Origin of the sequence: Micromonospora sp. NPDC048935 (genome assembly GCF_043197875.1) — a bacterium.
Lineage (GTDB): Bacteria > Actinomycetota > Actinomycetes > Mycobacteriales > Micromonosporaceae > Micromonospora.
Window position 1 is genome coordinate 169,389 of sequence record NZ_JBICTZ010000002.1, and the last position, 11,478, is coordinate 180,866.

Annotated in this window: 9 protein-coding genes; 4 read left to right on the top strand and 5 right to left on the bottom strand. The window is 72.8% G+C overall.

Annotated elements, in window-relative coordinates; genetic code table 11:
- Window positions 1-48: 48 nt before the first annotated feature.
- A complete protein-coding gene (locus tag ACGFIW_RS07080) occupies window positions 49-504 on the top strand; it encodes a gamma-glutamylcyclotransferase (RefSeq protein WP_130407236.1) in 456 nt (151 codons plus the stop codon).
- 75 nt (window positions 505-579) lie between these two features.
- Here ACGFIW_RS07080 and ACGFIW_RS07085 read toward each other — a convergent pair whose 3' ends face one another.
- From ACGFIW_RS07085 to ACGFIW_RS07095, 3 genes are all read right to left on the bottom strand, one after another.
- Complete coding sequence (locus tag ACGFIW_RS07085) at window positions 580-1,323, bottom strand: hypothetical protein (RefSeq protein ID WP_393311560.1); 744 nt, start codon at window positions 1,321-1,323, stop codon at window positions 580-582.
- A gap of 104 nt (window positions 1,324-1,427) precedes the next feature.
- Window positions 1,428-2,402, bottom strand: a complete 975-nt coding sequence (locus ACGFIW_RS07090) for a hypothetical protein (RefSeq protein WP_393311562.1) — start codon at window positions 2,400-2,402, stop codon at window positions 1,428-1,430.
- 4 nt (window positions 2,403-2,406) lie between these two features.
- A complete protein-coding gene (locus ACGFIW_RS07095) occupies window positions 2,407-3,039 on the bottom strand; it encodes an MBL fold metallo-hydrolase (protein ID WP_393311564.1) in 633 nt (210 codons plus the stop codon).
- Window positions 3,040-3,132: 93 nt separating this feature from the next.
- On the opposite strand from ACGFIW_RS07095, the gene ACGFIW_RS07100 reads away from it, so the two are divergent.
- On the top strand, window positions 3,133-4,125 hold the full coding sequence (locus ACGFIW_RS07100; protein ID WP_393312734.1) for a DUF4349 domain-containing protein: 993 nt from the start codon (window positions 3,133-3,135) through the stop codon (window positions 4,123-4,125).
- On the opposite strand, the gene ACGFIW_RS07105 is transcribed toward ACGFIW_RS07100, so the two are convergent.
- Entirely contained in the window at window positions 4,082-5,341 is a 1,260-nt protein-coding gene (locus tag ACGFIW_RS07105) for an amidohydrolase (RefSeq protein WP_393311566.1), read from the bottom strand. The genes ACGFIW_RS07100 and ACGFIW_RS07105 overlap by 44 nt on opposite strands.
- A 446-nt stretch (window positions 5,342-5,787) precedes the next feature.
- Entirely contained in the window at window positions 5,788-7,371 is a 1,584-nt protein-coding gene (locus tag ACGFIW_RS07110; protein WP_393311568.1) for a methylmalonyl-CoA mutase, read from the bottom strand.
- A 206-nt stretch (window positions 7,372-7,577) separates the two neighbouring features.
- Here ACGFIW_RS07110 and ACGFIW_RS07115 point away from each other — a divergent pair, with 206 nt between their 5' ends.
- Both ACGFIW_RS07115 and ACGFIW_RS07120 read left to right on the top strand, forming a co-directional pair.
- Entirely contained in the window at window positions 7,578-9,641 is a 2,064-nt protein-coding gene (locus ACGFIW_RS07115; protein WP_393311570.1) for a protein kinase, read from the top strand.
- A 48-nt stretch (window positions 9,642-9,689) separates the two neighbouring features.
- Window positions 9,690-11,357 (top strand): phospho-sugar mutase, encoded by a 1,668-nt coding sequence (locus ACGFIW_RS07120; RefSeq protein WP_393311572.1) that lies wholly within the window; start codon window positions 9,690-9,692, stop codon window positions 11,355-11,357.
- Window positions 11,358-11,478: the final 121 nt, after the last annotated feature.

Sequence of the window (11,478 nt, forward strand, 5' to 3'; positions counted from 1 at the left end):
GCACTGTCGTATTCTCCCCCACCCGTCCGCCGGGCTATCGTCATCGCCGTGCGTCATCACGCCGCCTACGGCTCAAATCTCGACCCTGCCCGCATGCGTGCCTACTGCCCGCATTCGCCGATGGTGGGCACCGGCTGGCTGGAAGGCTGGCGGCTGACCTTCGCCGGGGCGGACGTGATCGGTTGGGAGGGCGCGGTGAGCACCCTCGTCGAGTCGCCCGGTGACCGGGTCTTCGTGGCGCTCTACGACATCCACCCGTACGACGCGGGGCAGCTCGACGAGATCGAGGGAGTGACCGCCGGCACGTACCGCAAGCTGCACGTGCGGGTCTCCACCCTCGACGGCGACGTGACCGCGTGGATCTACGTCTTCAACGGGTACGAGGGCGGCCTGCCGACCTCGTGGTATCTGTCCGAGATAGCGAACGCCGCCGAGAAGGCGGGCGCCCCGGACGACTACGTCACCGAACTGCGGTCCCGCCCCACCGGCACCGCGTCGGCGTAGCAGCGCGTTTCGCACGCCTCCAGTCTGCTCCCGCCGCCGACCGGACCGGAGGTCGGGCCCGACCGGGGTCGGCAATCACACACCGGCGGCGAGGTCGGCCCGGGTGCGGTGCAGCAACTCCACCAGCTCGGCGCCGTCGGCCGGGCCGAGAGCCGTGAACGCCGGCGCGACGAGACGGTTGGTCACCGCCTCCGCCCAGAGTCGTCGGCGCACCAACGGCCCGATCGGCGGGTAGGGCGGCGGCCAGCCGCAGGCCACCGCCCCGGCCTCCCCCTCCGGCCCGGCCAGCACGGCCTCCCGCGGAGTCATCCCGGCGGCGCGTACGGCCAGCAGGTAGGCGCCGGTGAAGTGCTCCCGCAGCAGTCGCAGCCCGGCGGCACTCCGGGCACCCGGGGAGTGATCCGGCAGTGGCATGACCCGCCACGCGGCGAAGAGCGGCATCCCGCTGGCGTCCGCCGCCACCACCGCCCGCTCGACGAGCACCGCCAGGCGCTCGGTGGCGGGCAGAGCGCCGAGCTGCTGCGACCCCCACCGGCAGCACTCGGCGAGGCTCGCCGCCGCCACCTCGACGGGCGGGACGACCCGGGCGGCGGCGTCCCACCCGTCGGCGACCGCGTCCGGGGCGATGAACCCGAGAGCGGCGGCGGCCGTCTCGGCCCGCACGTCGCCGAGCGCGCCGGCCCGGCCACTGATGTAGAACGCCCAGCCGGAGATGCCGAGCAGCCGGGCACGACGCAACGTGGCCGGGTCCCGGGTGAACGCGTCGCCGAGGTCCAGCACGACGGGCTTGCTGGCGGCCGCGACCTGCTCCGGTGTCATCGGCGCGGCCCTCGCGGGCAGCCCGATCCGTCGACCACGACGGGGCCCCGACCCGGGGTCGCCCGCCCTGGACGGCCCGCACACTCGTCGTCGTCCATCGATTGTCAGTCTGCCGCGCCACCGCCCGCGTCCGCATCCCCCTCTTCGGCGGCCAACGCCTCGATCGCCGCCTCCACCTCACCGGCGCGCCGCCGCGCCACGGTGACCGCCCGCTCGGCGGCACGCCGAGCGAGTTTGGCCCGGCTGAGATCCTGCTCGGCGACCGCCCGCCGCCGCTCCAGCTCGGCCAGTTCGGCTTCGATCCCATCGAGTACGGCGGCGTCGTCCCGCTCCTGCCCGGCCGCCTCGGTCAGCTCGGCCTCCGCGCGCTGCTGGTCCCTACGGGCGGTGGCCAGCTCCCGGTCCAGGGCGCGGCGCTGCCGGGCCCGCTCGGCGCGGGCGGCCCGCTGCGCGGTCTGCTCGGCGCGCTCCGCCGACCGGTCCGGGCGGGGCACCGCCTCGGGACGCCCCCGCTGTGCACCCGGTCGGCGGGCCGGGCGTTCCTCCTCCGGCTCCTCGTCCTCGCCGGTGACCAACCGCAGCTGCGGCCGGGGCACCTCGCCGAAGCCGGCGTAGCTGGTCGCCCGGAGCAGGCGGCCGGCCCGGACCTGCTCGGCGACCTCGACGTCGGAGAACGCCGCGTTCAGGGTCGCCTCCACCTCGGCCAGTGGCAGCCGGCTGGCCGGTGGGGCGTCCGGCTGGGCCGCCGCGAGCGTGCGGACCTCGGCGACCAGGGCCCCGACCACCGCCCGGCGCTGCGCGGACAACTCCCGTAGTCGGGCACCCCGCAGCTCGCGTTGGGCGGTGCGCAGCGCGTCGGCGAGCTGGACCAGGTCGGCCACCAGCTCCGGGCGTTGGATGGCGAGCAGGTTCACCAGCCAGGCGGCCACCGTCGGACGACGTAGTCGGGCCAACTGGCGGGCGGTGCCCGGATCACCGGCACGGCGGGCCTCGGCCACGGCGGCGTCCCGGGCGGCCACGAACCGGTCCGGTGGGATGCGGTAGAGCTGCTGCACCAGCTCCGCTGAGGGGCCGGGCATCGGGTCAGACGTCCACCCGGCTGCCGGGCTCCAGCCGCTGGTATTCGGTGCCGGACAGCGCGGTGTACTGCCGGTCGAGCACGCCCAGCCCGTTGTCGTTGAGCAACGCGTCGTGCAGGGCGTACGCGCGCCGGGGCGCGACCGCGCGGATGAAGTCGACCACCTCGGAGAACTTCGACCAGGGGGCGTGGATCGGCGCGAAGAGCGTGTCGACGGGCGTCTCGTCGGGCACCACCAGGGAGTCGCCCGGGTGGTAGACCACGTCGTTGATCAGGTAACCGAGGTTGTCGACCACCGGAATGTCGGGGTGGATCACCGCGTGTCGCCCCCCGTACGCGCGGACGGCGACCCCGGCGGCGGTGAACGACTCGCCGGGGGCGACCGGGCGCAACGTCTCGGCCGTGTCGCCGAGTGCTCCGGCGAGCGAGGCCGGCCCGTGGATCGGGAACGGCTGCCTGTCCAGGTGCCGGCGCACCGCGGCCAGGTCGAGGTGGTCGGGGTGTTCGTGGGTGATCAGCACCGCGTCCGCACCGTCCAACGCCCTCGCGGAGTCGCTGAACACCCCGGGGTCGACGACGAGCACTCCCCCGTCGTGTTCGACCCGGAGGCAGGAGTGGGCGTACTTGGTGAGCCGCATCGTGACTCCTCGATTATCGAATCGTGATGTCCTCAGCGCAGTCTGCCGGAACCAGCCGACGTGTGCGCCGCGTCCGAGCTATCGCCACACCGGATCACGACGATGGGAGCGGGGATGGACGGACAGGCGGTACGACGCCGCGGCACACTGCTGGCGGCAACGGCGCTGGGGGCGGCGCTGGTGTTGACCGGGTGCGGGGCCGGCGACAGCGGAACGGCGGACAAGGCGGCCGTCGCCCCGGCGAACGGCGACGCCGCCCAGCGGGACAACGCGGCGGGAGCACCCGAGGCCGCCGCGGACCCGCAGAAGGGCGGGGCCGGGGCACCCCAGGGGGGCGGCACCGGTGCGGCGGACCTGCGGGTCGACCAACGGGCCATCATCTACACCGGTTCGATGCGGGTGCAGGTGGACGATGTGGACGCCGAAGCCCGGGAGGTGAGCGCCCTGGTCACCCGCGCCGGTGGCTTCGTCGGCGGTGACCAGCGGCGCAGTGCCGGCGCCGACGCGGTGGCGGAGTTGGAGTTGCGGGTGCCGGCGGAGAAGTTCACAGCCGTGGTGGACGAGATCGCGACACGCGGCAGCCAGCTGAGCCGGGAGATCAGCACCGAGGACGCCACCGAGGCGATCGTCGACCTCGACGCGCGTATCACCACCCAGCGGGCCAGGGTGGAGAGCGCCCGCCGACTGCTGGCCCGCGCCAGCTCGATCACCGACCTGGTGTCGTTGGAGAACGAGTTGGGTCGCCGCGAGGCCGACCTGGCGTCGCTGGAGGCCAAGAAACGGCGACTGGCCGACCTGACCGCCCTCTCCACGATCACCGTGACGCTCGTCGGGCCGGCCGCGAAGGCCGCCGAGGAGAAGACCGAAACCGGCTTCCTGGTCGGGCTCAGGGGCGGCTGGAAGGCGTTCGTCGCCTCGTTGACCGTCCTGCTCACCGTGCTGGGGGCGCTGCTGCCGTGGCTGGTGCTGCTCGGCGTACCGGTGGCGGTGCTGCTGCTGGTGCTGCGTCGGCGCAGGAAGGTCTCGCTCCCGACCGCTCCGGTCAGCGCGCCGCCGCCAGTGCCCGCAGCGCGGTCTGCACCATGACGCGTACGCCGGCGGGGATGGCCCGCTCGTCCACGTCGAAGCTCGCCCGGTGCAGGTCGACGTTGGGACCCGAGCGGCCCACCCCGAGCCGGGCGAGGGCACCGGGGACGTACTCCAGATACCAGGAGAAGTCCTCGCCGCCCATGCTCTGCGGTGTCTCGGCGATGCCCTCCGGACCGAGGGCGGCGGCGGTGGCCCCGGTCAACACCTGGATGGCCTTGGCGTCGTTGGACACCGGCGGCCGGCCGCGCAGGTATTCCAGGTCGACGGTGGCCCCGGTCGGCGCGATCACGTCCCGGACCACCTGAGCGACGATCTTCGGGGCCTGCTCCCAGGTGTCGCGGTCCATCACCCGCAGGGTGCCGGAGGCGCTCGCCTCGGAGGGGATGACGTTGTAGCGGGTGCCGGCCGACGCGTGGCCGAAGACCAGCAGCAGGCCACTGTTGGCCGGCACCCGGCGGCTGACCAGGGCGGGCACCTCGGTGACCAGCCGGCCGAGCGCGTCGACCAGGTCGACGGTCAGGTGCGGGCGGGCGGTGTGCCCGCCCGGGCCGGAGAGCCGGACTGTGACGTTGTCGGCGGCCGCGGTGATCGGGCCGACGCGCAGCCCGACCCGTCCGACCGGCAGGTTCGGGTCGCAGTGCAGCGCGAAGATCTGCACCACGTCGTCCAGGCCGCCGGCCTCGATGACCTCCAGCGAGCCGCAGGGCAGGATCTCCTCGGCCGGCTGGAAGATGAGCCGGACCCGCCCGTCCAACTCACCCAGGTCGGCGAGTTGGGCCAGCAGCATGCCGACGCCGAGCAGGATCGTGGTGTGCACGTCGTGGCCGCAGGCGTGGCAGACGCCCGCCACTGTCGACCGGTAGGGCACGTCCTTGACGTCGTCGAGTGGCAGGGCGTCGATGTCGGCGCGCAGCGCGACCACGGGGCCGTCCGGCCTGCCGTCGACGTCGCAGATCACGCCGTTGCCCTTGGGCAGCAGGCGCGGGTTGAGCCCGGCCAGCGAGAGCTCCCGAGCGATCAGTGCGGCCGTCTCGAACTCGGAGCCGGAGAGCTCAGGGTGCGAGTGGAGGTGACGGCGGGTAGCGATCAGTCCCGGCACGCGGAGCGCCAGGAGGTGGTCCAGCTCGCGGGGCAGCGGCTGGGATCCCGGGGGCAGCTCCGGCCAGGACGACGCCAGGTGGCCATCCGTGGGCAGCGTCAACGCACTCGTCACGTCGAATTCTCGATCAGTAGAAACGGATGGATCATCGGGGACAGCAGACAGCCTAGACCTCCGACGGTGACGCTGCGCAACCTCGTTACGGTAGTGATCGGACCGCACAGCGTCACGTATGCCCTGTTCCGGGCGCTCGGAGATGTCTGGGACAGCAGGTAGATCGCTATCGAACGCCGACATCCGCCCCTCACCTCCTACAACGCGTAACCAATCGCGGCGGCCGTGGACCTGGTGGCACACGTGCGGATCCTGGTGCAAATTGTCGCATTAGTCGGGGTGATGAACTGACACTCCGACAATTAGCCGACCACACTCCGCAACCAGCCGGATAGGGACGCTCACATGGCGGCGTCCGCCACGGGCGCACACCGTGTGCGTCCGCGCTCCTCCGACCCGGTACCCGCCAGGCCCGGCCGACACACCGCATCCGCGACCGGAAGTGGTCAGAAGCGGTCGGTGGGCCGGTACAGCCCCCACACCTCGCGCAGCGTCCCGCAGACCTCGCCCACGGTGGCCCGAGCGCGCAGCGCCTCCTTCATCGGGTAGAGCACGTTGTCCGAGCCCTCCGCCGCGGCGCGCAGATCGGCGAGTGCCCGCGTCACGGCGTCGGCGTCCCGCTCGGAACGCAGCCGTGCCAGCCGCTCGGCCTGGGCCGCCTCGATCGTCGGGTCGACGCGCAACGGCTCGTACGGCTCCTCCTCGTCCACCGTGAACCGGTTGAGCCCGACCACCACCCGCTCACCCGAGTCGATCTCCTGGGCGATCCGGTACGCGGACTGCTCGATCTCCCGCTTCTGGAACCCGGCCTCGATGGCGTCCACCGCCGAGCCGTGATCGGCCACCCGCTCCATCAACTCCAGGGCGGCGGCCTCGATCTCGGCGGTCATCGCCTCCACCACGTACGAGCCGGCGAAGGGGTCGACGGTGGCGGTCAGGTCGGTCTCGTACGCCAGCACCTGCTGGGTTCGCAGCGCGAGCCGGGCGGCCTTCTCGGTGGGCAGCGCGATCGCCTCGTCGAAGCTGTTGGTGTGCAGCGACTGCGTGCCGCCGAGCACCGCGCCCAGCCCCTGCACCGCCACCCGGACCAGGTTGACCTCCGGCTGCTGCGCGGTGAGCTGCACGCCGGCCGTCTGGGTGTGGAACCGCAGCATCAGCGACTTCGGATCCCTGGCGCCGAAGTCGTCGTGCATCAGTCGGGCCCAGATCCGCCGGGCGGCGCGGAACTTCGCCACCTCCTCCAGCAGTGTGGTGCGGGCCACGAAGAAGAACGACAGCCGGGGCGCGAAGTCGTCCACCGCGAGCCCGGCGGCCAGCGCCGCCCGCACGTACTCGACGCCGTTGGCCAGGGTGAACGCGATCTCCTGCGCGGGCGTCGCGCCGGCCTCGGCCATGTGGTAGCCGGAGATGGAGATGGTGTTCCACTTCGGCACCTCCTTGCGGCAGTACGCGAACGTGTCCGCGACCAGGCGCAGCGACGGCTTCGGCGGGAAGATGTAGGTGCCCCGGGCGATGTACTCCTTGAGGATGTCGTTCTGGATCGTGCCGTTGAGCGCCGCGCCGGGCACCCCGTTCTCCTCGGCGACGAGCTGGTAGAGCAGCAGCAGCACCGAGCCGGGCGCGTTGATGGTCATCGAGGTGGAGACCTTGTCCAGTGGGATGTCGGCGAAGAGCAGCCGCATGTCCTCGATGGAGTCGATGGCGACGCCCACCTTGCCGACCTCGCCGTGCGCGATCGGCTCGTCGGAGTCGTAGCCCATCTGGGTCGGCAGGTCGAAGGCGACCGAGAGCCCCATCGTGCCGGCCCGCAACAGTTGGTGGTAGCGCGCGTTGGACTCGGTGGCGGTGCCGAAGCCGGCGTACTGGCGCATGGTCCACGGACGGGAGGTGTACATGGTGGGATAAACCCCCCGGGTGTACGGAAACTCGCCGGGGGCGCCCAGCCTGGAGTCCAGATCCTCCGGAAGGTCGGCACCCGTGTAGACGCCCTTGATCGGAAAACCGGACTCGCTTGACCGCCGTTCACTCATCCCCGGATGGTAGGACGCGCAGGCAGCGGCCGGGGGGAGGGATACCGCACAGCGGATTCCGACCCGCCCACAGGAGGTGAACGAACCAGCACTTTCCGTCGACTTCGACAAACGTCCGTCGCGTCGGCTTTCGCATCGGGCGTCGGAACCAGCAAGATAGGGGGGTTGTGTCCCAGCCCCCCTCGATTTCCCCCGGTGGCTTTTCTGTGACTCAGATCCCGACGTGGAGCGGCGGACCAGTCAGTCCCGCCAACGGCCGCGCAGCACCCGGCACCACCATCGGTGACCGGTACGCGCTGCGGTCCTCGGTGGGCAACGGCGGCATGGGCACGGTGTGGCGCGCCACCGACACCCTGCTCCGCCGCGACGTGGCGGTGAAGGAGGTCGTCCTGCCCCCGGGGCTGGCCCCCAGCGACCGCGACGCCATGTACGAACGCACCCTGCGCGAGGCGCGGGCCGCCGCGGCCATCCAGCACCCGGCCGTGGTGCAGGTGTACGACGTGGTCACCGAGGCCGGTCGGCCGTGGATCGTGATGGAGCTGCTGGACGCCCGCAGCCTCGCCGACATGGTGATCGAGGACGGGCCGGTCGCGCCCCGCGCCGTCGCCAAGATCGGCATCGCGCTGCTCGGCGCGTTGGAGGTGGCGCACGCGATCGGCGTGCTGCACCGCGACGTCAAGCCGGCCAACGTGCTGATCTGCACCGACGGGCGTTGCGTGCTCACCGACTTCGGGGTCGCCCGGATGCCCACCGACGTGCAGCTCACCACTCCCGGCATGGTGCTCGGCTCACCACACTTCATCTCGCCCGAGCGGGCCATGGGCCAGGAGTTCGGCCCGCCGAGCGACCTCTTCTCGCTGGGTGTGACGCTGTACACGGCGGTGGAGGGGCGACCGCCGTTCGACAAGGGTGACCCGATCGAGACCATGCACGCCGTGGTCGAGGACCCGCCCGCCCCGCCGCAGCGCAGCGGCCCGCTGACCCGCGTGCTCATGGGCCTGTTGGAAAAGGACCCGGCCCGTCGACTGGACGTGCACACCTCCCGGGCCATGTTGCGCGAGCTACTCGCCGGCCCGCTGGGCAGCACCGCGACCTCGGTGCACTCGGTCACCGACCCGTACGCGGTGGTGCCGGTGCAGCAACGCCCGGTGCCCGTCCTCCCGCCGGCGCAGCCGGAGCCGAAGCCGGACAACCAGATCGGTGGCCCGGCGATGCTGGCCCCGAACGAGTCCCTGACCGACCGGCTGGCCGCGCTGCGCCGGGGCGAACGCCCGCAGCCGGTCACCCCGGTCGGCGGCAGCGGGTTCGACGAGACAAGCGCCGACGCGTTGGCCGGCCCGCTGCACACCCCGACCGGCGCGATGCCCGGCCCGGACAAGCAGCCCTCCGGGCGCACCTACGGCGGCAGCGCCGACGCCACCCAGCGGGTGGACGCCGGCGGGCACCCGGACGCCACGCAGCGGGTCAGCTACGGCAGCCCGGGCGATGCCACCCAGCAGGTCGGCTACGGCGGCGCACCGGAGGCCACCCAGCGCATCGGCGGCACCTACGGCGGCGGCAACCAGTGGTCGGTGCCGGGCACCGGCCAGCCCTGGGCCACCTCGCCCCCGGCCGCCGGCGGCGGCAGTGCCCTGGACAAGGTCCGCGCCACCGGTGGTCAGCTCGTCAGCACGGTCAAGGGCTGGCCCCGCAAGGTGCAGCTCGCCGCGGCCGGCGGGTTGGCCGTCGTGCTGCTGCTCACCGTGGTGGCCCTCACCAGCGGTGACGACCCGCCGCCGAATACCCCGGCGGCGCAGCCCACCGCGTCCGCCCCGGCGGCTCCCGCGGTCGAGATGCAGGAGCACTCGGCTCGCGGCATCCAAGTCATGGTGCCGAAGGGCTGGAAGAAGGCCACCGGCCCCTCGTACACCGACTACATCGACCCGGAGGACAGCGGCCGCAAGGTCCGCATCATCACCGAGAAGTGGTCGAGCGACGCCAACCGCTGGGCGGAGACGGCCGAGAACGGTCTCAAGACCAGGAGCACCTCCTGCGTCAAGCCGTACCAGCAGGTGAACGCCGCGCAGACCGAGCTGGCCAGCAAGCCGGCCGCCGAGTTCGAATACACCTGCGGCGCGGGCGACGTCATGCGGCACGGCGTCTGGCGTGGCGTGGCGGAGGGTGGCAAGGCGTACTCGTTCTACCTCACCGCGACCGACGCCAAGTTCGCCGAGAGCAAGCCGATCTTCGACGAGATGGTCAAGACGTTCCAGCTCACCGGGGAAGGCTGAGCCGGAGGGAACCGCCAGCGGTGATCCGCAGCCGTGCTATCAAGGGGCATGGCGGCGGACACCACTGACATCGACGACATTCGCGAGCAAGCCCGACGCTGGCTCGCCGACGACCCCGACCCGGCCAGCCGGGACGAGCTGACGGCGGTGCTCGACCGGTTGCCGGCGAGCGCCCCGGAGCTGGCCGACCGGTTCGCCGGCCCGTTGACCTTCGGCACCGCGGGCCTGCGCGGCCCGCTGCGCGCCGGCCCGAACGGAATGAACCTCGCCGTGGTCACCCAGGCCGCTGCCGGCCTGGTCGGCTGGCTCGCGGCCCAGGGTGGCACCGGCCCCCTGGTGATCGGGTACGACGCTCGGCACGGCTCCCGGCAGTTCGCCGAGCGGACCGCACAGGTGGCCACCGGAGCGGGCCGCCCGGCGCTGCTGCTGCCCCGCCCGCTACCCACCCCGGTGCTGGCGTACGCCGTGCGCCACCTTGGCGGGGTCGCCGGGGTAATGGTCACGGCCAGCCACAACCCGCCCCAGGACAACGGCTACAAGGTCTACCTCGGCGCGGAGCTGGGCGGTGAGCTGGGCGCGGGTGCGCAGATCGTGCCGCCCGCCGACGCCGGCATCGAAGCCGCCATCCGAGCGGTCGGGCCGCTGACCCAGGTGCCGCTGGGCCAACCCGGGCAGGTGCTCGGCGACGACCTGGTCGCCTCGTACGTGGAACGGGCCACCGCCGTGATCGACCCGGACGGGCCCCGGGACCTGACGGTGGCGTACACCCCACTGCACGGGGTGGGCGCGGCGGTGCTCACCGCCGCGTTCGCCCGCGCCGGTTTCCCGGTGCCCGGTGTGGTGCCCGACCAGGCCGAGCCGGACCCGGCGTTTCCGACGGTGTCGTTTCCCAACCCGGAGGAGCCGGGGGCGGTGGACCGGTTGATCGCGCTGGCCGACTCCACCGGCGCGGACCTCGCCATCGCCAACGACCCGGACGCCGACCGGTGTGCGGTCGTCGTCCGCGACGGCGGGCAGCCCTGGCGGATGCTGCGCGGCGACGAGGTGGGCGTGCTTCTCGCCGACCACCTGATGCGCCGTGGGGTGACCGGGCTCTACGCCACCACCATCGTGTCGTCGTCCCTGCTGCGGGCGATGTGCGCGGCCCGGGGCCTGCCCTACGACGAGACACTGACCGGCTTCAAGTGGATCGTGCGGGCCGGCGGTGGCAGCGCGCCGCTGGTCTTCGGCTACGAGGAGGCGCTCGGCTACTGCGTCGCCCCGGAACACGTCCGGGACAAGGACGGCATCACCGCCGCGCTGACCGTGGCCGAGCTGGCCGCCGGGCTCAAGACGCAGGGCCGCACGCTTACCGACCGGCTGGACGAGTTGGCCGCCGAGTTCGGCGTGCACCACACCGACCAGCTCTCCGCCCGGGTGGACGACCTGCGGGTGATCGTCGACGCGATGGCCCGGATCCGGGCGGCCACCCCGACCTCCCTGCTCGGGCAGCCGGTCGACAGCGTCCGGGACCTGCTACCCGAGGCGGACGTGGTGATCCTGCGGACCGCTGTGGCCCGGGTGGTGATCCGTCCCTCCGGGACCGAGCCGAAGCTCAAGGCGTACCTCGAAGTGGTGGAACCGGTCGTGGACGGTGACGTGCGGACGGCCCGGAGCAGGGCGGCGTCGGCCGTCGCTGCGCTGCGCGCTGAGGTCAGCGCTGCCCTTGGCATCTGAGCCCGGCAGGACCCACCCACCCCAAGTCCGCCCCTTTGCTCTGCACCCGCGGAGGCGCCGTTCACCTGTCGCCGGCTGGCGCCTCGGCGGGTGCAGAGCCCCGGTGGCGCCTCCGCAGGTG

Excerpts from the sequence above, each read along its gene's own strand:
- ACGFIW_RS07085 (WP_393311560.1), bottom strand. The coding sequence starts at position 1,323 with ATGACACCGGAGCAGGTCGCGGCCGCCAGCAAGCCCGTCGTGCTGGAC.
- ACGFIW_RS07090 (WP_393311562.1), bottom strand. The coding sequence starts at position 2,402 with ATGCCCGGCCCCTCAGCGGAGCTGGTGCAGCAGCTCTACCGCATCCCA.
- ACGFIW_RS07095 (WP_393311564.1), bottom strand. The coding sequence starts at position 3,039 with ATGCGGCTCACCAAGTACGCCCACTCCTGCCTCCGGGTCGAACACGAC.
- ACGFIW_RS07110 (WP_393311568.1), bottom strand. The coding sequence starts at position 7,371 with ATGAGTGAACGGCGGTCAAGCGAGTCCGGTTTTCCGATCAAGGGCGTC.
- ACGFIW_RS07120 (WP_393311572.1), top strand. The coding sequence starts at position 9,690 with ATGGCGGCGGACACCACTGACATCGACGACATTCGCGAGCAAGCCCGA.